Here is a 22109-nt window from a genome sequence, read left to right on the forward strand (position 1 = left end):
CATCAGGCGGCGTAAAGCTGCGTATACCGGGCAGCCAGTGGAGAGTCGGGTCCGCCGACATCTCAGCGAACGGCCCGAGAGCATCGGGGGAGTGACGAGTTTGATGGCCACGGCAGAGCGCCAGAGGACGACCGGGGACGAGCACGAGGCATCCGGGCGCGCGGATCAACACGAGGCACCCGGGGCGCAGTCCGGTGAGGACCGCAGGGAGTTGTGGGTCGAGGAACCGGCGCGCAGACGGCGCCTGCCCGATCCCGTGCGTACGGCCGCGGTGCGGGCCGTGATCATAGTGGCGCTGACCCTCATGCAGGCGATGACGGCGTTCCTGTGCACGATGGCCGGATCCTGGCTGTCCTTCCCGATGGTGCTCAGCAGCGTGGCCAGCACCGTCGTCGCCACCTGGGGCGTCCTGGACGTGTGGGTGACCCGCCAGGTGTGGAACCAGCGCAACGGCGTCGTGTCGGTGCCCAGCAGCACGGCACGTCAGCTGCGGCGCGAGCGGCGCCGGGCCCGCCGACAGGCCCGGACGGCGGCGCGCAGCGACGACCGCATACGCAGGCGCGGTGCGACAGCAGGGCAGTTGTCGCACTCCTAGACCGCGCGCCCGGGTTCCCGGACCGCGCGCCCGGCTTCCTAGGCCGCGACGGGCAGCTCCGCGAGAAGGCCGCGTCGCATGCGCGTGAACGGGCGTGGCCGGTTCACCGCGAGGACCGCGGTGGTGTGCCCCTCCCGCTCGTACGCGGCGAGGAAGCTGCCCTCCTCCGGCGCCCCTTCGAGGAGCCGCACGGTGTCGTCGGCGCGTCGCCGCCCGGCGAACTGGATGCGGGATCCGTACTGATCGGACCAGAAGTACGGCAGCGGACGTACGGTCTCGGCCGTGTGTCCGGCCAGCAAATTGCGTACGGCGACCCGGGGTTGCTCCGTGGCGCTCGTCCAGTGCTCGGCCCGTGTGCCGCCCACGCGGGCGACGTCGCCCACCGCGACCACGTGCGGCAGCCCGGTGACGCAGCCGTCGTCGCAGAGCACTCCGTCGCCCACGGCGACGGTCGAACCCGCGAGCCAGCCGGTGTTGGGGACGGCCCCGATGCCCACGACGACCACATCAGCGGGCAGCAGACGGCCGTCGGCCAGCTCCACCGCGCGCACCGACCGCTCGCCGTGCAGGGCGGCGACACCGGTGCCCGTCACGAGCTCCGCTCCCCCGCGCGCGTGCAGCCCTGCACAGAACGCCGCCATGTCCGCGCCCAGTTGCGGCAGAAGCGGCAGCGGGGCCGCCTCGACGACCGTCACCTCGTGCCCGAGCGCCACGCACGAGGACGCGGTCTCCGCGCCGATGAAACCGCCGCCGATCACGACGACCCGCCGCGGGCCCGCGGTCAGCTGCGTACGCAGCGCGCCGGCGTCGTCCAGGGTGCGCAGCGTGTGCACCCCCGACAGGGAGGGCCCCGGCAGTCGGCGCGCGGAGGCGCCGGTCGCGATGACCACGCCGTCGCTCGCGATGGTCCTGCCGTCCTCCAGGAGCACGGTGCGGCCGCGTGGGTCGAGGCCCCGGGCGCGCACCCCGAGCAGCCATTCGGCGGCGAGTTCGCCGGCCTCCTCGGCGTCGGACAGGGCGAGTTGGGCCTCATCGGTCCGGCCGACGAGGAAGTCCTTGGAGAGCGGCGGCCTGTCGTACGGTGGATGCGGCTCGTCGCCGATGATCACGAGCCGTCCGTCGTATCCCTGGGCGCGCAGTTCGCGCGCCGCGTAGAGCCCGGCGAGCGAGGCGCCCACCACGGTGATGGTTCTCATGCGGCGGAACCCTCCTCGGCCACGAGGTGGACATGGATCGTGCCGTCGTCGACGCTCACCCGATGGGTGCGCACGGCGCGGCGGGCCGGCAGACAGGTGGGCCGGCCGGTGCGGAGATCGAACGAGGCGGCATGGAGCGGGCATTCGACCAGGCAGCCCTCGAGCCATCCCTCGGAAAGAGAGGCGTCCTGGTGGCTGCAGGTGTCGTCGATGGCGTAGATCTCGCCGTCGGCGTTGAACACCGCGACGGGAGGGGTGGTGTCGACACGGACGGATTCGCCCGCGGGGAGGTCTTCTAGGCGGCAGACGGGAATCATGGGCGCCCCTGTTGATCTCTCTCGGCCGGTCCTGACACCTTCTCGGCCCAGGACCCTTCGGTAACATGACGTTTCGCATGGCGCACGAGAAAGCGCTATACGCAACAGACTCCGGCCGGGAAGCCCACCGCGTCAAGGGCTTCCCGCAGATGCGGCTTCAACGGGCCGCGAGGTGGTGAGAGTTGAGATATGACCGGCACGCGGAAACAGCCTGATCAGAACGAGGAGCCGCACGAGGACCGTCCCGAGGAGCGGCCCGGATCCCGCGAGAAGCAGCCGAAGGCCGCGCCCGCGTCCGTGCAGTCCGTGGACCGCGCGGTCAGCGTCCTGGAGATACTCGCCCGGCTCGGCGAGGCCGGTGTCACGGAGATCGCCGACGAGTTGGGGGTGCACAAGTCGACGGCGTTCCGGCTGCTCGGCGTCCTGGAGAACCGTGGCCTCGTGGGCCAGGCCAAGGACCGCGGGAAGTACTTCCTGGGGGCCGGCGTACTCCGCCTCGCGGGGGCGGCGGCAGTACGTCTGGACATCTCCCAGGAGGGTGGCCCGGTCTGCCGCGACCTCGCCGACGAGCTGGGCGAGACGGTCAACATCGCGATCCTGGACGACGACGCCGCGGTCAACATCATGCAGGCCCGCGGCCCCGCGTCCGTGACCGCGCAGAACTGGCTGGGCAGGCGCACGCCGCTGCACGCCACCTCCAGCGGCAAGATCCTCCTCGCCCATCTGCCGACGACGCTGCGCGAGGGGCTGATCGCGCGGACGCTGCCACGCCTGACCGAGCACACGGTGACCGGGACAGTGGCGCTGCGCGGCGAGTTGGAGGCCGTCGTCGATCAGGGGTACGCCATAGCCGTGGAGGAGCTCGAGGTGGGCCTGGCCGCCGTCGCCGCGCCGGTGCGCGCGCACGACGGCAAGGTGATCGGGGCGCTCAGCGCGTCCGGGCCCGTGTACCGCCTGACCGAGGACCGCCTGACCGAGCTCGCCAAGCGCACGGTCGCCGCGGCCGTGGAGCTGTCGCGGCGGATGGGTTACGGCTTCTGAGCGACGTTCACCCCACACCTACCGACGTGGGCGGGAAACGAGGGCGGAACCGGTATATCCGGTTCCGCCCTCGCCTTGTGTCGGCGGCGTTTCGCTGTGCGCAGCTGATTTGCCAAGGGTTAACTCCCACCCCTTGACGGCCTCTTGATGGCGTTCCCACTATGTCTCTCATAGCGCAACCCGTCGTGCAGTGCGCAACAGCAGAGGAGTCTGGTCGTGCCACACGAGGTCCGTGCCGTCGTCGCCATGAAGAAGGGCGCACCCGTCGAGGTGCAGACGATCGTCGTGCCAGATCCCGGACCGGGAGAGGTACTTGTCTCCGTGCAGGCCTGCGGGGTCTGCCACACGGATCTGCACTACCGGGAAGGCGCGATCAACGACGACTTCCCGTTCCTGCTCGGCCATGAGGCAGCAGGCACCATCGAGGCGATCGGTGCCGATGTCACCGATCTGGCGCCCGGCGACTATGTGGTCCTCGCCTGGCGTGCACCCTGCGGAGCCTGCCGCTCCTGCCTGCGCGGCCGCCCCTGGTACTGCTTCGACTCACGCAACGCCGCCCACCCCATGACCCTCCTGGACGGCACTCCCCTCAGCCCCGCCCTGGGCATCGGCGCCTTCGCCGAGAAGACCCTGGTCGCCGCCGGGCAGGCGGTGAAGGTCGACCCGGCGGCCCGGCCCGAGGCCGCCGGGCTCATCGGGTGCGGGGTGATGGCGGGTTACGGGGCCGCCGTGAACACCGGTCAGGTGGGCCGCGGAGACACCGTGGCCGTCATCGGCTGCGGCGGCGTCGGCAACGCCGCCATCGCCGGTGCCTCACTGGCGGGGGCGCGCCGCGTCATCGCCGTCGACATCGACGAGGCCAAGCTCGACGGGGCGACTCGGTTCGGCGCCACGCACACCGTCAACTCCCGTGGCACGGACCCGGTCGACGCCGTCCGCGAACTCACCGGCGGCTTCGGGGTCGACGTCGCGATCGACGCGGTCGGCACCCCGTCGACGTACAAGCAGGCCTTCTACATGCGCGATCACGCGGGTGTCCTCGTGCAGGTGGGGGTGCCCGACCCGGAGATGCGGATCGATCTTCCGCTGATCGACCTGTTCTCACGCGGCGGCGCCCTCAAGTCCTCCTGGTACGGCGACTGCCTGCCGACCCGAGACTTCCCGATCCTCGTCGACCAGTACCTCAACCGCCGCCTCGACCTCGGCGGCTTCGTCTCGGAGACCATCACGCTCGACCAGGTCGAGGAGGCGTTCGGCAGGATGCAGCGCGGCGAGGTGCTGCGTTCGGTGGTGGTCCTGTGAGCGGCCCGAGTCCTGTGAGTTACCGTGCTCCCGCACCTGAGCCACACGCCCCGGCGCCCCGCGTCGTCGTCATCGGCGCCGGCATCGTCGGGTGCTCGCTCGCCGACGAGCTGACCGCCCGCGGCTGGACCGACGTCACGGTCCTCGAACAGGGCCCGCTGCCCGCTCCCGGCGGCTCGACCTCGCACGCCCCCGGTCTCGTCTTCCAGACGGGTCCGTCCAAGACCCTGACCGCCTTCGCGACGTACACGGTCGAGAAGTTCGGGGCCCTCGAGGTGGACGGTCTGCCCTGCTTCAACCCGGTCGGCGGCCTGGAACTCGCCACCACGCCCGAGCGCTGGGCCGACCTGCACCGCAAGGCCGGATACGCCGCTTCCTGGGGCGTCCGCGCCCAACTGGTCGGCCCGGCCCGGTGCAAGGAGATGTGGCCGCTCATCGACGAGAGCAAGGTCCTCGGCGGGCTGCACACCCCCGACGACGGGCTCGCCCGTGCCGTGCTCGCCTGCCGCGCGCAGATCGAGCGGGCACGCGCGCGTGGCGCGCGTTTCCTCGACCGGCACACCGTGACCGGCGTGGAGCAGGAGGAAGGACGCGTCACCGCCGTCGTGACCGACCAGGGGACTTTCCCCGCCGATCACGTCGTGTCGGCCGCGGGTTTCTGGGGCCCGATGATCGGGCGCATGGCCGGCGTCGACATACCCCTTCTGCCGCTCGCCCATCAGTACGCGAAGACCGCGCCGCTCCCCGAGCTCGCGGGCGTCAACAATCCGCGGACGGAGGCGTCGAAGCCGATCCTCCGCTTCCAGGACCGCGATCTGTACTTCCGTGAGCACACCGACCGCATCGGCATCGGTTCCTACGCCCACCGGCCCCTGCCCGTGGACGCCTTCACCGTCCCGGCGTACGACGAGGCGGCGGACATGCCATCCTCGTACCCCTTCACCGAGGAGGATTTCGCGCCGAGTTGGGAGGACTGCGGCTGGCTGCTGCCCTCCCTGCGCGGCACCGAGGTGGCGGAGGGCTTCAACGGCGTCTTCTCCTTCACCCCGGACGGGATGCCGGTCCTCGGTGAGTCCCGTGCGCTGCGCGGATTCTGGCTGGCCGAGGCGGTGTGGGTGACGCACTCCGCGGGCGTGGCCAAGGCGCTCGCCGAGTGGATGATCGACGGGCGGCCCTCCGTCGACGTGCACGACTGCGACCTCACCCGCTTCGAGGACGCCCAGCGTTCCCCCGCGTACGTCACCGACCGCGGCGCCCAGCAGTTCGTCGAGGTCTACGACGTCCTGCACCCGTTGCAGCCCATGGACCGGCCACGGCCGCTGCGGGTGAGCCCCTTCTACGCCCGGCAGCAGGAGCTGGGCGCCGTCTTCCTGGAGGGTGGCGGCTGGGAGCGCCCGCACTGGTACGAGGCGAACGCGCCGCTTCTCGCGGACGTCCAGGTCCCCGAACGCGATGCCTGGTCGGCCCGCCACTGGTCGCCGATCGCGGCCGCCGAGGCGAAGGCGACCCGCGAGAAGGTCGCCCTCTACGACATGACTCCCCTGCGCCGCCTGGAGGTCTCGGGCCGCGGCGCCCTCGCCTTCCTGCAGCGCATGACCTCGAACAACCTGGCCAAGAAGCCCGGCGCGGTGACGTACACCCTGCTCCTGGACGAGGCGGGCGGCATCCGCTCCGACCTCACGGTGGCCCGGCTCGCCCCGGACCGCTTCCAGGTCGGTGCCAACAGCCCGGCCGACCTCGACTGGCTCCTGCGCCATGCCCCCGACGACGTCCACCTGCGGGACATCACATCGGGCACCTGCTGCATCGGAGTCTGGGGCCCCCTCGCGCGTGACCTCGTCCAGCCCCTCACCCGGGACGACTTCTCGCACGAGGGGTTCGGCTATTTCCGCGCCAAGGAGACGTACATCGGGCATGTCCCGGTGACGGCGATGCGTCTGTCGTACGTCGGTGAGCTGGGCTGGGAGCTCTACACGAGCGCCGACACGGGTCTCCGCCTCTGGGACACCCTCTGGGAGGCGGGGCAGGAGCACGGTGTGATCGCGGCCGGACGGTCGGCGTTCAACAGCCTGCGCCTGGAGAAGGGCTATCGCGCGTGGGGCCATGACATGACCACCGAACACCATCCGTACGAGGTGGGTGTCGGCTTCGCCGTTCGTATGGACTGGGGCGACTTCGTGGGCCGGACCGCACTCGAACAACTCGGAGCCCCCGCGCGCAAGCTGACCGCTCTCCTGCTCGACGATCCGGCCGCCGTCGTCCTCGGCAAGGAGCCGGTCCACGTCGACGGGACACCGGCCGGGTACGTCACCAGCGCCGCGTACGGCTACACGCTGGGCCGGTGCGTCGCCTACGCGTGGCTGCCGCCGCTGGAGGCGGGCACCGGCGTGCACGTCGAGTACTTCGGCGAGAAGGTGCCCGCGACGGTCGCCGAAGAGCCTCTGTTCGATCCGAAGATGACCCGCATCCGCTGCTAGAGGCCAAGCGGCCGCTGTTATGGAGGAAGCTCCGTGTCCCCCACCTATGACGTGATCGTGATCGGCCTCGGCGGCATGGGCAGCGCCGCCGCCCACCACCTGTCCGCACGCGGAGCCCGCGTCCTCGGCCTGGAGAAGTTCGGCCCCGTCCACAACCGCGGCTCCAGCCACGGCGGTTCACGCATCACCCGGCAGTCCTACTTCGAGGACCCCGCGTACGTACCGCTCCTCCTTCGCTCGTACGAGCTGTACGCGCGCCTGGAGCGCGACACCGGCCGCGAGATCGCCACCCTGTGCGGCGGCGTGATGATCGGGCGCCCCGAGAGCCGCACCGTCTCCGGTTCGCTGCTCTCCGCGCGGCAGTGGGACCTGCCCCACGAGATGCTCGACGCCCCCGAGATACGCCGCCGCTTCGCGACGCTCGCTCCACGTGACGACGAGGTCGCGCTGTACGAGTCGCGGGCCGGCCTCGTCCGCCCCGAGAACACCGTCGCCGCCCATCTGCAGCTCGCCACACAGCAGGGCGCCGACCTGCACTTCGAGGAGCCGATGACGCGCTGGGAGCCATATCGGGGCGGTGTCCGCGTGCACACCCCCGACGACACCTACACCGCGGGGCAGTTGGTCATCTGCCCGGGGGCCTGGGCGCCGCAGCTCCTGACCGACATCGGGGTGCCGTTCACCATCGAGCGGCAGGTCATGTACTGGTTCCAGCCGACCGGCGGTGTGCGGCCCTTCCTGCCGCAGAACCACCCGATCTACATCTGGGAGGACGCGTACGACGTGCAGGTCTACGGCTTCCCGGCCATCGACGGACCTGACCTCGGCGCGAAGGTCGCCTTCTTCCGCAAGGGCACGCCCTGCACACCCGAGAACATCGAGCGCACGGTCCACGAGGACGAGGTCGCCGCGATGGCGCAGCACATGACGGGCCACATCCCCTCCCTGCCCGGGCAGTTCCTCAAGGCCGCGACCTGCATGTACTCCAACTCGCCCGACGAGCACTTCGTCATCGCCCGCCACCCGGCCCACCCGGAATCGGTCACCGTGGCCGCCGGGTTCTCCGGGCACGGCTTCAAGTTCGTGCCGGTCGTCGGCGAGATCGTCGCCGACCTGGCGCTGCGGGGCACCACCGATCACCCCATCGAGCTCTTCGACCCCAGCCGCCTGGCCGCCGCGCCCGCTTGAGGAGTGCCGCGCCCGCCTTAGGAGAACGCCACCGTGACGACGACCCCCGAGGCCCCGTCCGCCGCCAGCCTGATGACCACGCTGCCGGGCCACTTCTACACCGATCCCGAGATCTTCCGGCAGGAGCAGGAACGCGTCTTCGAGTCGCTCTGGTTCTGCGCGGTGCGCGCCGCCGACCTCGACAAACCCGGCGCCTTCCGCACCGTCCAGGTCGGCCGCGAGAGCGTGCTGATCACCCGCTCCCGCTCCGGGGAGCTGCGCGCCTTCCTCAACATCTGCCGGCACCGCGGCGCCCGGCTCTGCACCCAGGAGGCGGGCGAGGTGCGCCGCGCGCTCCAATGCCCCTACCACGCATGGACGTACGACCTCGACGGCAAGCTGATCGCCGCGCCGAACCTGGTGAAGATGCCGGACGTCGACCGCACCGCGTACGGCCTGGTCAAGGTCGCGCTGCGGGAGTGGCTCGGCTACGCCTGGGTGTGCCTGGCCGACGAACCGCCGTCCTTCGAGGAGACCGTCATCGGTGCGGCCGTCGAACGCCTGGGGGACGCGGCGTCCATAGAGCGCTACGGGACGGAGTCGCTGGCCCTTGGCAAGCGCGTCACGTACGACGTACGGGCCAACTGGAAGCTGATCGTCGAGAACTTCATGGAGTGCTATCACTGCGCGACCATCCACCCCGAACTGACCGATGTCCTGCCGGAGTTCGCGGACGGGTTCGCCGCCCAGTACTACGTCGGGCACGGCGCCTCGTTCGGCGAGGAGGTCAGCGGGTTCACCGTCGACGGCAGCGAGGGCTTCGAGCGGCTCCCCGAGGTCGCCGAGGACCAGGACCGCCGCTACTACGCGATCACGATCAAGCCGACCGTCTTCGTCAACCTCGTCCCCGACCATGTGATCCTGCACCGGATGTTCCCGCTGGCCGAGGACCGCACGGTCGTCGAGTGCGACTGGCTGTACGCACCCGAGGTCGTCGCGTCCGGCGTCGACCTCACCAGGTCGGTGGAGCTCTTCCACCGGGTCAACGAACAGGACTTCGAGGCCTGCGAGCGCACCCAGCCCGCGATGGCGTCACGCGCCTACCGCGCGGGCGGGGTGCTCGTGCCGACCGAGCATCACATCGGCCTCTTCCACGAGTGGCTGGCGGGCCTGCTGGGCTAGGCCGTAGGGGCGGGACGCTTGTACATGCGCGTCGCCGTGATCTCCCCGTGCACCGTCTCCTCGGCCGGGTCCTGCTGCGGCAGACCCGGCCGCAGGTGCTCCTCGACGCTGATGTACTTCAGGCCCGCGCGCAGGTCCGCGTCGTTCCGCAACCGGATGACCAGCGGGAACTCCGCGAGCGCCGTCGTGTCGAACAGGCCGGTGGTGTAGAGCAGCTGCACGCCGAGCGCGTCCGAAACGGCCCGCTGGAGCTCCAGGAGGTACGTGGCGTTGGCGCGGCCGATGGGGTTGTCGAGGAAGAGCGTGCCGGCGTGCCGGTGCTTGTCGCGGCCCCGGTCGTTACTGCGCAGGGCGGCCATCGTGCAGTACAGGGCGATGGCAGCGGTGAGCAGCTGTCCGCCGGAGAAGACGTCGCCCATCTGGCCGACCGGCACCCGCTCGGCGCGCAGCACGGCGTCCGGCTTGAGGATCTCGACGGCGATGCCACGCGGTTCGAGGGCGGCCTGAACTCCGCGCAGGAGCAGGGACATTCCGTCCCGCCGCATGTCGGAGTTCTTCTTGACCGCGGCCCGCGTGGCCTCGTCGATGACCTCGCCGAGGCGCTCGGTCAGCGTCGCCTGGTCGGGCTCCTCGAAGCGGACGCGCAGGAACTCCTGGCCCGACCACTCCCCCAGACCCTCGGGCAGTTGGGAGAGGCGCTGCGCGGAGCGGAGCGTGGCGAGCGAGGACTCCACGAGGCCGCGCAGTCGGTCGACGATGCTGTCGCGGTTGCGCTCCAACTGCTCCAGCTCGTCGGTGAGCACCCGCAGCCGGGGCGCGAAGGCGTCGGCCCACTTCTTGGCGTGCTCCGGCAGCGCGGAGGCGGGCAGTTCGCGGATCTGCTGGCGGGCGGGGGTGCGCACCTGCTCGTAGCGGGTGGAGTTCGCGTGCCGTACGAGGATGTCGCTGGCCTCGCGGACGGCGGCCTCGGCGGTGGAGAGGTCGGCGGCGCAGCCGCGCAGGGAACGCCGGGCCTCCGAAGCGGACTGCCGGGCCTCTTCGAGGGAGCCGGGGTAGGGCTCGGGCTCTTCGGCGTTCTCCTCCTCCTGGTGCTGCTCGCGCAGGAGGTCCCGCAGGAGGGCCGCGGTCTCGTCGAAGCCACCGGCCGCGTCCTCCGTGGCGCGGTGGGCGTGCAGGAGGGTGGCGTGCGCGTCCTTGGCCTGGCTCAACGCCTCGGTGTGGGCGGCCAGTTCGCCGGTGGCGGTGCGCAGGAGGGCCTGTGCGTGCTCGGCGTCGGCGGGGACCAGGTCTTCGGGGAGCTCGGTGTGCGCTTCGGCTTCGTCCTGGGGGGCGAGGCGCTCGGCCTCGCCGCGCAGCCTGCCGAGCTGCTCGCTCGCGGCGGAGGCGCGGGTCTCGATGAGCTGGACCTGGGCCTCGGCGCGCGCGGACGCGGCCTGCCGGGAGGGGCCGTCGGAGCCGTCCGTGCCTTCCAGGAGCAGGGCGGCGCGGGTGCGGACCTTGTTGCTGAGCCGGTCGAGCTCGGCGAGGGCGCCGCTCTCGTCGCTCTCGGCGCGGGCCTGTTCGGCGCGCAGGTCGGCGCCGACGCCGACCTTCTCGTAGAGCTGGGAGGCGGCGCGGTAGGCCTCGCGGAGGGCGGGCAGCGACGACTTGGGGGCGGCTGCGTCCTTGGGGGCCTCCGGCAGGTCCTCCGGGGCGCCCGCGATCTCGGCGCGTTCGGCGCGCAGGGCGCGGGCGGTGCGGCGGGCGTCGTCGGCGGCGCGCTGGGCGGCGCGCCGGTCCTCGTCGGCGGCGCGGGCGCGGTCCAGGCAGGTCTGGGCGCGGGCCTCCGACTCCACGGCGTCATCGGCCAGTTCGCGCAGCTTGGTCTGCCAGCCCGCGCGCTCGCGCAGGCGGAACGCGAGGCCGGCGAGTGCGTCGGCGACGCGCCGCGCGCGCTGGGCGGCCTCCTGCCGCTCGTCACGCGCGCGTGCCGCTTCGGCCGCCTCCTCGTCGGCCTCGGCCCGGACCGTGCGGGCCTCGGCGAGTTCGGCCTCGGCCTCTTCGGCGAAGGCGCGGGCGCTGCGGGCGGCGGCGGCGAGCTCTTCGATGCGTCCGGTGGGGCAGCCGCCGCGCCAGGAGGCGAGCCGCGCGGCGAGCTCGCGGTCCTTGGCCAGGCGCGCGGCGAGCGTCCGGATCTCCTCGTCGCGCCGCGTCGCACGCGTGCGGAGCGCTTGCCGCTCCTCGTCGGCGGCGTGCTCGTCGTGCATGGCGGGGTTCGGCGGCACGAGGAAGACGTCCCCGCCTTGTGCGTCCTCACCGGGGGTCGGCGCGAGGAGGGCGGCCGCGGTGCCGACGGCCACGGCGGAGCGGGGCAGCAGGGCGGCGCCGGCGAGCGCCTCGCGGGCCCGCGCGTGGGTTGCGGGGTCGGTGATGACGACGCCGTCGACCAGTTCGGGCCTGGCGGCGAGCACGCGCGCGTGGTCGGTGGGGTCGACGGCCTGCGCGAGGTAGCGCCAGCCGGGCAGGGCGGGGATGCCGTGCTCGCCGAGGAACTCGACGGTGGCCAGGACGTCGGGTCCCGGCGGAAGCAGCCCGCCGTCGCCGAGGGCGCCCAGGATGCGGGAGTCGTCGGCGGCGGCGGTCCGCAGCTCGAAGAGCTGCCGCTCGGCGGAGGCGACCCCGTCCTCCAGGAGGGTGCGGAGGTCGTCGGCGCTGCGGTCCAGCTCGGTGAGGGAGAGGCCATCGATCAGGGTGCGGGTGGTGAGATTGGCGGCCTCGTCCTCCCGGGCGCCGCTGCTGCCCGTCTCCGCGGCCCCCTGGCGAGGCTGTGGCACCCCGCCCTGGGAGCTCGCCCCGGGCAGGCCGAGCAGTTCGGCGAGGCGCTCGTCGCCGGCGATCGACTCCGCCGCCCTGCGTTCCGCGTCGTACGCGTGCTCGGCCGCGTCCGCGGCGTCCGACGCGCGGGCCGCGGTGAGTTCGGCGCGGGCCTCTGCCGCGGCGGCTTCCTTGGCGTGCTCGGCGGCGCGCAAGGAGGTCTCGCGGGCGGTGTCCCAGGCGGCCGCCGCGCTCTTCTCGGCGTCGCTCGCGGCCAGCGCGGCGCGCGCCGGGTCGGCGTCCGGCGCGGTGTCGTCGAGCCAGCCCGCGCGGACGGCCTCCGCGGTCTCCTGCTCGACTTCGGAGAGGCGCTGACGCAGGTGTCCGGCCTCGCTGCGGGCGCGCTGGGCCTCGGTCGCGGCGACGGTCGCGTCGCGGTGGGCGGCCTCGCCGGTCTCCTGGAGCGCCGCCGAGCGCTCCTCCTCCTCGTTCGCGAGCGATTCGGCGCCCTCGGCCGCGGTGTGCAGCACCCGGACGAGATCGGCCGCCGCCTTGGAGCGGGCGGCGAGGGCGGGCGCCGCGTCCCGCTCGGCCTCCAGGATCGCGGAGGCCACGCGCGCGGAGCGGTCGGCCGCCGCACGGTGGCGCAGAACGGCCTCGGCCGCCTGCCAGGCGGAGTGCAGCTGGCGCGCGTCGGCCAGCTCGCGGCGCTGGGCGGCGGCGGCCTTCTCCGCGACGGTGAGCGCCAAGGAGGCGTGCCGGAAGGCGAGTTCGGCGGAGATCAGGGCGGACCTGCCGCGTGCTTCCTCCGCCGTGGTGACGGTCTGCGCGGCGGCGGTGACCCGCTCGGCGAGCTCCCCCGCCTTGTTCCGCTCGCCGACGGCGCGCGCGGAGAGGCGGCGGGCGAGCGTGCGGGTGCGCCGCTCGGCTCCCGCGTGCACGTCACGCGCGCGTGAGCGTGTGTCGGCGGCGTCGACGATGCGGCCGAGCAGGTCGACGGAGCCCGCGGTGAAGTCCCGCTCGGCGATGAGTTCGGAGCGGCGGCCCAGCTTGTTGCCGAAGCCGTGCACGAGGTCGGCGAGGCCGTCCGTGTCGCGGGTGTCCGTGACGGCGCGCAGCAGCAGGTCGGTGAAGTCGGAGTCCTTCTTGACGGCGAAGAGGCCCGCGGCCTCGCCCTCGTCGGCGTTCATCTCGCGTTGGTAGCGGAAGAGTTCGGGGTCGAGGCCCAGGTCGCCGAGGTGTTCGTTCCAGCGGTCGTGGATCTCCTCCCAGTGCACTTCGAGGTGGGGGTACGCCTTGCCCGCCTCGGTCAGCGCGTCACGGAAGCCCTTCATGGTGCGCCGCCGCCCCTGGGCGCCCGAGGCGCCTTCCACGGAGGGGCGTACAGCGGTGGACTCGGCGACGGGCAGCGAGTCCAGGCTCATGCCGGGGCCCGGCCGGAAGGAGTACCACGCCTCGGCGAACTTCCGCGGGTCGTTGGAGACCTGCCGCCCGCGCCACTCGCTGACCTTGCCGACGACGACGCACTCGCCGGTCAGGGTGTGCTGCCACTCCAGGGCGACGTGCCCGCAGTCGTCGGCGAGCAGGAACTTGCGCAGCACCCCGGAGCTCGCGCCGCCGAGGGTGTTGCGGTGGCCCGGCAGCATCACCGAGAAGATCAGCTTGAGCAGGACGGACTTGCCGCCGCCGTTCTCCAGGAAGAGCACGCCCGCGGGCGCGGGGCGGCGCGGGGGTCCGACCGGCTCGTCCTCGAAGAACTCCGCCTGGGCGGGCGCGGGGTCGGGCACCTCCGCGCCGACGCCGCGCAGGTCAAGCACGGTGTCGGCGTAGCGCGCACCGGCTGGGCCGATGGAGTAGAGGCGGACCCGGGACAGCTCGTACATGGCGGCGGACTCTCGTCGTAAGTCGTGGGGAAACAGCGGGAATGTGGGGGGCGGGGCGAGAGACGTCAGGAGTGGAACGGCAGCCCCGCGTCGGCGGCCAGCTCCAGGTCGTCGGTCTCTTCGGGAGGCAGCAGGGTCGCGGACCCGTCCGTGACGGGCACGATGCCCAGTTCCAGGAGTTCGGCCATGGCGGCGCCGCCCGCCATGTCGCGCACCTGCAGCTGATAGCGGGCCGTGGTGCGGTACGTGCCCCCGGAGTCGTCGCCCGTCCGCTGCAGGAACCCGGAGTCGGTGAGGAACGCGACGGCCTTGCCGATGATTCCGGTGGTCGACCCGGCGAGGCGTCGGGCGTCCTTGGTGGCGCCGGTCGAGCTGCGCCGTGCCCAGATCCGCCAGGCCGCCTCCAGACCGGGGGTGTCGGTGGCCGGGTCGGAGTTCTCGCCCTGCTCCTCGGCGCGCTCCTCCAGACGGTGGCAGGCCTGTCGTACGAAGGCGTCCACCCCGTTGACCGTGACGCGTCCGATGTAGCCGTCGTCGGCGAGGTCCTCGGGGCGCGGGAACGCCAGGGCGGCGACGGCGAGATGGGCCAGGCCGTGCAGGAAACGATCGGTGGAGTCGGCGGCCGTACGGCGTGCGTAGTCGCCCATGCGGACGGCGAACACGGAGTCCTCGGCGGCGGTCACGGCCATCCCCGCGCGCGGGGACACCTCCAGGACGACGAGACCGAGCCCGGCGGCGACGGCGTCGGCGAGCCGCGCGAAGGGCGGGTCCTCGCGGTACCTGCGCAGCAGTTCAGCGTACTCCTGGTCGCGGGCGGGCTGGAGCTTGGGCTGGAGTCCGAAGGCGACGAGGCGTGCGGCGTCGGCGGCGTCGGCCGGGGTGATGGGGGCGGTCGCCGCGGGCGCCGCCGTCGCGTCCGGCTCGCCCCACGCGGCGTGCTCTGCGGGGTGCTCGGTCACGGCTTGTGCTCCTTGCGGCGGTTGTACGGAAGAGGGTGGCGGGGGTCGGGGGTGCTCATGAGCGATTCGGGGGTGCTCACGAGCGTCTCGGGAGTGTTCACGCGCCCTCCGTCCGGCCGGCCGCCATGCCGGCGGCGTCGAGCAGCGCCGTGCCCACGATGAGGTCGGCGCCGCCGAACTCCGGGTCGTCGAGCTGGGCGCCGTCGTCCACGGCGAACAGGAGCTTCTCCTCGCCTTGGCGGTAGGCGGTGCCGACCGGCGGGCTTGCCGCGTGGACGGCGAGCAGGGCGACCAGATAGGGCAGTTCGGTGTCGCGTCGGCGCGCGTCGGCGAGCAGCCCGGACAGGCGCCTCGGGGCGTCGGCGGGCAGGTCGAGCAGTTCCATGGCGTCGGCGAGCTGTTCCTCGCTGAAGCGGCTGTCGTCGGGGGTGGCGATGAGGTCGGGCTCGGGCATCTCCATGCCCAGGTGCTCCCGCTCCTGCGGCGGCGTGAGCAGTATGTCCACGAGGTCGCCGACGCGGACGGACACGGGGGTGCGCAGCCCCGTCCCGCGCGCGAAGAACGCGCCCGTCACGCGGCTCGCCTGCTCGACCGGGAGGGGCAGGAGGGGGGCGACGAGCTGGCCGTACAGATCGAGGCCGGTCCGGCTGGTGGGGGCCGCGAAGGCCTGGCGGTCCTGCTCGGCGCGGAACAGCGGGCCCGCTTCGAGGAGACGGGACTGGAGCTGTGTGTGGCGGCGGATGCAGTCCTTGACGATGTCGACGAGCTCGGCGGCGCGGCGCTTCTGCTCGGGGTCCTCGGACTCGTCGCGTGCCTTGCGGATGTTCGTCAGGATCGCGTTCTCGTGGCGGTAGCGGTCGGCGACGTGGTCGAGCGCCTCCGCGATCATGTCGGGGACGGCTTGGAGCCAGTCGACCGCGCGGACGTTGCGCCGGGTGGCGTCCAGGGCCCTGCGGAGCGTCTCCGAGTACTGCACGGTCCGATAGCGCGCCTGCTCGGCGGCGAGCTGGGCGTCGGCGAGACGGCCGCGGCTGATGAGCACCTCGAGCTTCACCTCGGCGGCGATCTGGGCGCTGGTGACGTCGGTGTCGAGGGCGCCCACGAGGACGTTGACCGCCTCGTCCGTCGTGCGGAGATAGACACCGCCCCCGTAACCGGGCACCTCTTCGATCAGCTTGAAGTCGTAGTCCCTGCGCACATAGGTGCCGTCGGGCGCGAAGGTGCCGTACACGGCGCGGAAGCCGCGGTCGACGCTGCCGACGTTGATCAGGTTCTCCAGGACCCAGCGGGCCACGCGCTCGTGCTCGGCTGCGGGGCGGCGGGGAGCCTGGGCCCCGACGCGCGGCAGCAGCCTGGTCACGATCTGCTCGTGGTCGGCTCCGGTGTCGAAGTCCATGTTCAGGGTGACGAGGTCGATGGCGGAGAGGGCCACCTCCGCCATCGCGTACACCGAGTACTCGCCCGCGAGGTTGGCCTTGCGCACGTCCAGGTCGTGCAGCGGCGCCGTGCAGGCGAGCGCGCGGAGCCGCCGCGCCAGGCCCTCGTCGGCGGCCGGGCCCAGAGCGGGCCTCGGCCCCGCGCTGAGCTGGGGCGGAGCGGTGTCCGTAACGGCAGGCGAAGTCACGCTGCACAGACTAGATCCTCGGTCTGACAACGGTCGAAACGGCGCAGATCTGGCAACGCCCTTCGCCGGTCCGCCCGGGGGTCAGCCGCCCGCCCGCTCACCCTGCGCCACGCGGCTGCCGTAGACCTCGACGAGGCCGCGCAGCGAGTCGTCCAGGTAGACCGCGAGCAGCCGCTCGGCTTCCGTGGCGTCGCCCTCCTGCAGGGTCTGCAGTATCTGCCGGTTGCGCGCGAGGTAGGGCTCGTGCAGGCGGCGCGGGTCGTCCACCACGTGGAAGGCCAGGCGGAGTTCGGCGAACACGCTGCGCATCACCTCGTCGGTGCGGGCGCTTCCGGCGAGCGCGACCAGCTCCCGGTGGAAGTGGATGTTGGCGGTGGAGACGCCCTTCCACTTGCGCTCGCGGGCCGCCTTCGTGCCGTCCGCGACGGCGCTGGCGAGACCGTCGAGGACGAAGGGCGGATCGCCGAGACCGCGGACGACCGCGCATTCCACGAGACGCCGGGTGCGGTAGATGTCCTCGACGTCCTCAATCGTGAGAACTCGGACAAATACCCCGCGGTTGAGCTGGTGGACCAGCAGTCGTTCGTGCGTGAGGAGACGGAAGGCCTCGCGCAGCGTGTTGCGCGAGACGCCGAGCGCGCCGCCGATGCTGTCCTCCGACAGGCGCACTCCCGGCGGGAAATAGCCCTCGGCGATGCGGCTCCGGAGGATGTCCGACACCCGCTCAGCGGTACTCGTACGCCCCAGGAGCGCACGGTCGTCGGCCAGTCCGCTCGGGTCAGCCATTCCCTCAGCCATGCCCGGATTCAATCGTAGATACAAGAACGAGACAACATGGGTATTGAGGGATCGTTCAACGATCCCCTACCTTGGCGGACACGGCACAGTCCCCCCTCCTGCGAGGTGCCCATGAGCACACCCCCGCCGCCCCAGACCCTGCCGACCGACACCCGCCCCACGAACGGCGGCCCCGCCAACGACACTGACGACAGTGGCGCGTTCGGCTGGCTGCGCGCCCTCGGACCGCGCGGCCGCCGCGCCTTCGCGGGCGCCTTCGGCGGCTACGCCCTCGACTCCTACGACTACTTCACGCTGCCGCTGAGCATGGTCGCGATCGCCGCGTACTACGGCCTGGACAGCGGGCAGACGGGCCTGCTCACCACGGTCACCCTGGTCGTCTCCGCCATCGGCGGCGCGATCGCCGGGGTGGTCGCGGACCGGATCGGCCGCGTCAAGGCGCTGATGATCACGGTCATCACGTACGCCGTCTTCACCGTCGCCTGCGGCTTCGCGCCCAACTACGAGACGCTGCTCGTCTTCCGCGCCCTCCAGGGCCTCGGTTTCGGCGGCGAGTGGGCAGTCGGCGCGATCCTGGTCGCCGAGTACGCCACCGCCAAGAACCGCGGCCGCACGCTCGGCGCGATCCAGAGCTCCTGGGCGGTCGGCTGGGCGCTCGCGGTCATCGTCTACACCCTGGTGTTCCAGTTCCTCGACGAGGACATCGCCTGGCGGGTGATGTTCTGGACCGGCGCGCTGCCCGCCCTCCTCGTCGTCTACGTGCGCCGCAACGTGCACGACGCCCCGGAGGCGGCCGAGGAGCGCAAGAAGAGCGCGCACAAGGGGTCGTTCACCGCGATCTTCAAGCCCGGTCTCCTGCGCGTCACGCTGTTCGCGGTCCTGCTCTCCACCGGCGTACAGGGCGGCTACTACACGCTCGCCACCTGGGTGCCCACCTACCTGAAGACCGAACGCGGACTCACGGTGGTCGGCACGGGCGGATATCTCGCATTCCTGATCTCCGGTGCCTTCATCGGCTATCTGGCCGGCGGCTATCTCACCGACCTGCTCGGCCGCAAACGCAACATCACGCTCTTCGCGTTCCTCTCCGCGGCCAGCATCCTGGCCTACACGAACATCCCGGACGGGGCCAACGGCCTTCTCCTTGTGCTCGGTTTCCCGCTCGGCTTCTGCATGTCGGCCATTTTCAGCGGCTTCGGTTCGTTCCTCAGCGAGCTCTACCCGGCAGCCGTGCGCGGCACGGGGCAGGGCTTCACGTACAACACCGGACGCGCCGTGGGTGCCGTGTTCCCCACCATGGTCGGTTTCCTGGCCGACAGCTGGGGCGTGGGCGGTGCGCTGATCTTCGGCGCGCTGGGCTACGCCATCGCCGTGCTCGCCCTGTTCGGACTGCCCGAGACGCGCGGGAAGGAGCTGACATGAGCCTCTCGGTCACCGCGTCGCACAGCCCCGCGGAGGCCCGCGCGCTCTTTCGCGCGGGCACGAGCGGGCCGACGGCGGGCTGGGCGGCCGGCCACACCCAGGCCAATCTGATCGCCGTGCCCGCCGACTGGGCGTACGACATGCTCCTGTTCTGCCAGCGCAACCCGAAGCCCTGCCCGGTGCTCGACGTCACGGACGCGGGCTCGTGGACCACGCCGCTTGCGCCCGGCGCCGATCTGCGGACGGATCTGCCGCGCTACCGGGTGTGGCGGGACGGCGAGTTGGCCGACGAGCCCACGGACGTGGTCGAGCACTGGCGGGACGACCTGGTGTCGTTCCTCATCGGCTGCAGCTTCACCTTCGAGTGGGCGCTGACGGAGTCCGGCGTGCCGATGCGCCATGTCGAGCAGGGCCGCAACGTCTCCATGTACGTGACCGCGCGCCCCTGCCGCCCGGCGGGCCGCCTGCACGGGCCCATGGTGGTGTCGATGCGCCACGTCCCGCCCGAGCACCTCTCGGCGGCGATCAGGGAGACCTCGCTGCTGCCCGCGGTGCACGGCGGTCCGGTGCACTGCGGGGAGCCATCGGGGCTCGGCATCGACGACCTGACCCGGCCCGACTTCGGCGATCCGGTGGCCGCCGAGCCCGGTGACATCCCGGTGTTCTGGGCATGCGGGGTGACACCCCAGGCGGCGGTGATGGCCTCGCGCCCGCCGTTCGCGATCACGCACGCGCCGGGCCAGATGTTCGTCACCGATGCCCGCGACGAGCAGTACCGGGTGGCCTGAGCTGCCGCCGAACGGAAACAGGAGATCTACGGAGATGACGGAACCCTCGATCGACGCCGTGATCGATCTCAACGCCGACCTCGGTGAGGGCTTCGGCCGCTGGCGCCTGACCGACGACGAAGAGCTGCTCTCCGTCGTCACCAGCGCCAATGTTGCCTGCGGCTTCCACGCCGGGGACGCGGTCACCATGCGCCGCGTGTGCGAACAGGCCGCCGCGCGCGGCGTACGGATCGGCGCCCAGGTCTCCTACCGTGACCTGGCGGGCTTCGGGCGCCGCTCCATGGACGTACCCGCCGGCGAACTGGCGGCCGAAGTGGCGTACCAAATCGGCGCCCTGGAGGTCTTCGCGCGGGCGGCGGGCACGCGCGTGTCATACGTGAAGCCGCACGGCGCGCTCTACAACCGCATCGTCCACGACGAGGACCAGGCCCACGCCGTCGTCGACGGGGTCCTCCTCGCGGATGACACGCTGCCCGTCCTCGGGCTGCCGGGGTCGCGCTTCCTTGAGGTGGCCGACAAGGCCGGACTGCCGTTCGTCACCGAGGCGTTCGCGGACCGCGCGTACACCCCGGAGGGGACGCTCGTGCCGCGCGGCAGCGAGGGTGCCGTCATCACGGAGGCGGACCTCGTCGTCGAACGTTCCGTGGACATGGCCCGGTCCGGGTCCGTCGCCGCTCTGGACGGCCAGCGGATCGGCGTCCGCGCGCGCTCGCTGTGCCTGCACGGCGACACCCCGGGGGCGGTGGCCCTCGCCCGGCAGGTCCGGGCGCGCCTCGAAGCGGCGGGCGTGCGGGTGGAGGCCTTCGCGTGAGGGTGCTTCCGGTCGGCGATCTGGCGCTGCTCGTGGAACTCGCCGACGGCGACGAGGCGCAGGCGCTCCACGCCGAGCTGCTGCGCCGCAGGGCCGCGGGCCTGATCCGCGTGCGGGAGATCGTGCCCGCGGCCCGCACGGTGCTTCTGGACGGCCTTGACGACCCCGGCCGCGTCGGCGCGGAGCTCGCCGCCCTGGAGGTACCGGCGCTGTCCGCGCGCGCGGAGGACGTACGGGAGATCCCGGTCCGCTACGACGGGCCCGATCTGGCCGATGTGGCGGCGCACTGGGGGGTGCCGGTGGCGGAGGTGGCACGGATCCACGCGGCCACCGAATTCCGGGTCGCGTTCTGCGGGTTCGCGCCCGGCTTCGGTTATCTCACCGGGCTTCCGGAGCGTTATGACGTGCCTCGCCGGGCCACACCGCGCACGAGCGTCCCGGCCGGCAGCGTCGCCCTCGCGGGACCGTACACGGGGATGTATCCGCGGTCCTCGCCGGGCGGCTGGCAGTTGATCGGCACGACCGACGCCGTGCTGTGGGACCACGCGCGCGTGCCCGCCGCGCTGCTCACCCCCGGGGTCCGGGTGCGCTTCGTGCCCAGCCCCCTCGAACCGGGCTCGGAGGCACGATGACCGACCGTGCCTTCGCCGTGGTCCGGGCCGGGGCGCTGACCACAGTGCAGGATCAGGGCCGCCCCGGGCACGCGCACCTCGGGGTGCCGCGTTCCGGGGCCCTCGATCCGGCCGCGGCCCGCCTCGCCAACCGCCTCCTCGGCAACCCGTCCGACGCCGCCGTCCTGGAGACCACGCTCAACGGGTGCTCGGTGCGGCCGCGTTGCGCGGTGACGGTGGCGGTCGTGGGGGCACCCTGTCCGGTGACGGTCGACGGCCGCCCGGTGGCCTGGGGCGCGCCCGTGCGGGTACCGGCCGGTGCGCTGCTCGACGTCTCGGCGGCCGTCTCCGGAGTACGTTGCTATGTCGCGTTCAGCGGCGGAGTGGCCGCCGACCCGGTCCTCGCCAGCCGCTCCACCGACCTGCTTTCGGGGCTCGGCCCTCCCCCGCTCGCGGACGGAGTCGTCATCCCGCTGGGGGTGGCCGCGGGGCCCCACGCGCGCGTGGACACCGTCCCGCACCCCGCGCCGCCCCGCGAGCTGATCCTGCGGGTGACGCCGGGTCCGCGCGCCGACTGGTTCACTCCCGCGGCCCTGCGCACGCTGACCACGCGCGCGTACTGGGTGTCCTCGGCGAGCAACCGCATCGGCCTGCGCACCGAAGGCCCCTCCCTGGAGCGGGCGTTCACCGGTGAGCTCCCCAGCGAGGGCATGGTCCTCGGTGCCGTCCAGGTGCCGCCGGACGGCCGGCCCGTGGTGTTCCTCGCCGACCATCCGACGACCGGGGGCTATCCGGTGATCGCGGTGGTCAGGGAGGCCGATCTGGCCGGTGCGGCGCAGGCGGTGCCAGGCACGCCGCTTCGTTTCGTCCCGGCGGCACGACGCTGAGGCATCCCCTCCGCACCCCCTCTACGCCGCCTCCGGCTGCTCGGCCACGGTCAGCGCGGCCAGGGCCGCCGACACCGCGTCGGCGGCGCCCAGGTCGAGCCGGACGCTGCTGCCCCGCACCTGGTGACGTACCTCGTCGACTGCCAGGGTGAGCAACTGGGGCAGCAGATCGGTACATCTGCGCGCCACCCAGCCGGTGCCGGGGACGCCGGTCCGATTCGTCCCGGCGGCACGACGCTGAGGCATCCCCTCCGCA

Annotated in this window: 17 protein-coding genes and 1 pseudogene; 11 read left to right on the top strand and 7 right to left on the bottom strand. The window is 72.5% G+C overall.

The genetic code is table 11. The features are described 5' to 3' along the window. The first annotated feature begins 103 nt into the window (after positions 1 to 103). Positions 104 to 595, top strand: coding sequence for a hypothetical protein (locus ACZ5U5_RS23815; RefSeq protein WP_469025070.1), 492 nt, complete (start codon positions 104 to 106; stop codon positions 593 to 595). A 38-nt stretch (positions 596 to 633) separates the two neighbouring features. Here ACZ5U5_RS23815 and ACZ5U5_RS23820 read toward each other — a convergent pair whose 3' ends face one another. Together ACZ5U5_RS23820 and ACZ5U5_RS23825 are read right to left on the bottom strand one after the other, a co-directional pair. Continuing rightward, positions 634 to 1791, bottom strand: a complete 1158-nt coding sequence (locus ACZ5U5_RS23820; RefSeq protein WP_469025072.1) for an NAD(P)/FAD-dependent oxidoreductase — start codon at positions 1789 to 1791, stop codon at positions 634 to 636. Continuing rightward, positions 1788 to 2108 carry a bifunctional 3-phenylpropionate/cinnamic acid dioxygenase ferredoxin subunit gene (locus ACZ5U5_RS23825; RefSeq protein ID WP_363211107.1) on the bottom strand — a complete coding sequence of 107 codons (321 nt, stop codon included), beginning with the start codon at positions 2106 to 2108 and terminating at the stop codon, positions 1788 to 1790. The genes ACZ5U5_RS23820 and ACZ5U5_RS23825 overlap by 4 nt, the downstream gene beginning before the upstream one ends. 297 nt (positions 2109 to 2405) lie before the next feature. Between ACZ5U5_RS23825 and ACZ5U5_RS23830 the strand changes: the two genes are divergently transcribed. The 5 genes from ACZ5U5_RS23830 to ACZ5U5_RS23850 all read left to right on the top strand — a co-directional run bounded on the left by ACZ5U5_RS23830 (position 2406) and on the right by ACZ5U5_RS23850 (position 9277). Next, positions 2406 to 3149, top strand: a complete 744-nt coding sequence (locus ACZ5U5_RS23830) for an IclR family transcriptional regulator (protein WP_469026084.1) — start codon at positions 2406 to 2408, stop codon at positions 3147 to 3149. Between the two features lie 216 nt (positions 3150 to 3365). Next, on the top strand, positions 3366 to 4451 hold the full coding sequence (locus ACZ5U5_RS23835; RefSeq protein WP_469025074.1) for an S-(hydroxymethyl)mycothiol dehydrogenase: 1086 nt from the start codon (positions 3366 to 3368) through the stop codon (positions 4449 to 4451). Between the two features lie 14 nt (positions 4452 to 4465). After that, positions 4466 to 6928: a GcvT family protein gene (locus tag ACZ5U5_RS23840; protein WP_469025076.1), complete on the top strand. Its 2463-nt coding sequence runs from the start codon at positions 4466 to 4468 to the stop codon at positions 6926 to 6928. A gap of 33 nt (positions 6929 to 6961) precedes the next feature. Then, positions 6962 to 8116 carry an N-methyl-L-tryptophan oxidase gene (gene solA / locus ACZ5U5_RS23845; RefSeq protein WP_469025078.1) on the top strand — a complete coding sequence of 385 codons (1155 nt, stop codon included), beginning with the start codon at positions 6962 to 6964 and terminating at the stop codon, positions 8114 to 8116. A gap of 33 nt (positions 8117 to 8149) precedes the next feature. Then, complete coding sequence (locus tag ACZ5U5_RS23850) at positions 8150 to 9277, top strand: aromatic ring-hydroxylating oxygenase subunit alpha (RefSeq protein ID WP_469025080.1); 1128 nt, start codon at positions 8150 to 8152, stop codon at positions 9275 to 9277. Here the strand turns inward: ACZ5U5_RS23850 and ACZ5U5_RS23855 are convergent. The 4 genes from ACZ5U5_RS23855 to ACZ5U5_RS23870 form a co-directional block, all read right to left on the bottom strand. Then, complete coding sequence (locus tag ACZ5U5_RS23855) at positions 9274 to 13953, bottom strand: coiled-coil domain-containing protein (RefSeq protein ID WP_469025082.1); 4680 nt, start codon at positions 13951 to 13953, stop codon at positions 9274 to 9276. The genes ACZ5U5_RS23850 and ACZ5U5_RS23855 overlap by 4 nt on opposite strands. A gap of 65 nt (positions 13954 to 14018) precedes the next feature. After that, a complete protein-coding gene (locus ACZ5U5_RS23860) occupies positions 14019 to 14912 on the bottom strand; it encodes a hypothetical protein (protein ID WP_453451327.1) in 894 nt (297 codons plus the stop codon). Positions 14913 to 15009: 97 nt separating this feature from the next. Then, complete coding sequence (locus tag ACZ5U5_RS23865; protein ID WP_469025085.1) at positions 15010 to 16536, bottom strand: hypothetical protein; 1527 nt, start codon at positions 16534 to 16536, stop codon at positions 15010 to 15012. A gap of 81 nt (positions 16537 to 16617) precedes the next feature. Then, positions 16618 to 17322, bottom strand: a complete 705-nt coding sequence (locus ACZ5U5_RS23870) for a GntR family transcriptional regulator (RefSeq protein ID WP_469026086.1) — start codon at positions 17320 to 17322, stop codon at positions 16618 to 16620. Between the two features lie 123 nt (positions 17323 to 17445). On the opposite strand from ACZ5U5_RS23870, the gene ACZ5U5_RS23875 reads away from it, so the two are divergent. Genes ACZ5U5_RS23875 through ACZ5U5_RS23895 form a run of 5 tightly spaced genes read left to right on the top strand, consistent with a single transcriptional unit; the run spans position 17446 to position 21853 of the window. Further along, complete coding sequence (locus tag ACZ5U5_RS23875) at positions 17446 to 18756, top strand: MFS transporter (RefSeq protein WP_469025088.1); 1311 nt, start codon at positions 17446 to 17448, stop codon at positions 18754 to 18756. Further along, positions 18753 to 19544, top strand: coding sequence for a putative hydro-lyase (locus ACZ5U5_RS23880; RefSeq protein WP_469025091.1), 792 nt, complete (start codon positions 18753 to 18755; stop codon positions 19542 to 19544). Before ACZ5U5_RS23875 ends, ACZ5U5_RS23880 begins: the two co-directional genes overlap by 4 nt. Positions 19545 to 19578: 34 nt before the next feature. Then, positions 19579 to 20355 (top strand): LamB/YcsF family protein, encoded by a 777-nt coding sequence (locus ACZ5U5_RS23885; RefSeq protein WP_469025094.1) that lies wholly within the window; start codon positions 19579 to 19581, stop codon positions 20353 to 20355. Next, a complete protein-coding gene (locus ACZ5U5_RS23890) occupies positions 20352 to 20987 on the top strand; it encodes a 5-oxoprolinase subunit B family protein (RefSeq protein WP_469025096.1) in 636 nt (211 codons plus the stop codon). The genes ACZ5U5_RS23885 and ACZ5U5_RS23890 overlap by 4 nt, the downstream gene beginning before the upstream one ends. Continuing rightward, the gene (locus ACZ5U5_RS23895; RefSeq protein ID WP_469025099.1) at positions 20984 to 21853 is read left to right on the top strand and encodes a 5-oxoprolinase subunit C family protein; all 870 of its coding nucleotides are present in this window, start codon (positions 20984 to 20986) and stop codon (positions 21851 to 21853) included. The genes ACZ5U5_RS23890 and ACZ5U5_RS23895 overlap by 4 nt, the downstream gene beginning before the upstream one ends. 21 nt (positions 21854 to 21874) lie before the next feature. On the opposite strand, the pseudogene ACZ5U5_RS23900 reads toward ACZ5U5_RS23895, so the two are convergent. Further along, positions 21875 to 22054 (bottom strand): annotated as a pseudogene (locus ACZ5U5_RS23900) (SGNH/GDSL hydrolase family protein); the annotation flags it as partial. Between the last annotated feature and the right edge of the window lie 55 nt (positions 22055 to 22109).

Source organism: Streptomyces sp. NPDC033177 (genome assembly GCF_055577715.1).

Coding starts and splice junctions, on each gene's coding strand:
- ACZ5U5_RS23815 (WP_469025070.1), top strand. CDS start 104: ATGGCCACGGCAGAGCGCCAGAGGACGACCGGGGACGAGCACGAGGCA.
- ACZ5U5_RS23820 (WP_469025072.1), bottom strand. CDS start 1,791: ATGAGAACCATCACCGTGGTGGGCGCCTCGCTCGCCGGGCTCTACGCG.
- ACZ5U5_RS23825 (WP_363211107.1), bottom strand. CDS start 2,108: ATGATTCCCGTCTGCCGCCTAGAAGACCTCCCCGCGGGCGAATCCGTC.
- ACZ5U5_RS23855 (WP_469025082.1), bottom strand. CDS start 13,953: ATGTACGAGCTGTCCCGGGTCCGCCTCTACTCCATCGGCCCAGCCGGT.
- ACZ5U5_RS23870 (WP_469026086.1), bottom strand. CDS start 17,322: ATGGCTGACCCGAGCGGACTGGCCGACGACCGTGCGCTCCTGGGGCGT.
- ACZ5U5_RS23875 (WP_469025088.1), top strand. CDS start 17,446: ATGAGCACACCCCCGCCGCCCCAGACCCTGCCGACCGACACCCGCCCC.
- ACZ5U5_RS23880 (WP_469025091.1), top strand. CDS start 18,753: ATGAGCCTCTCGGTCACCGCGTCGCACAGCCCCGCGGAGGCCCGCGCG.
- ACZ5U5_RS23885 (WP_469025094.1), top strand. CDS start 19,579: ATGACGGAACCCTCGATCGACGCCGTGATCGATCTCAACGCCGACCTC.
- ACZ5U5_RS23895 (WP_469025099.1), top strand. CDS start 20,984: ATGACCGACCGTGCCTTCGCCGTGGTCCGGGCCGGGGCGCTGACCACA.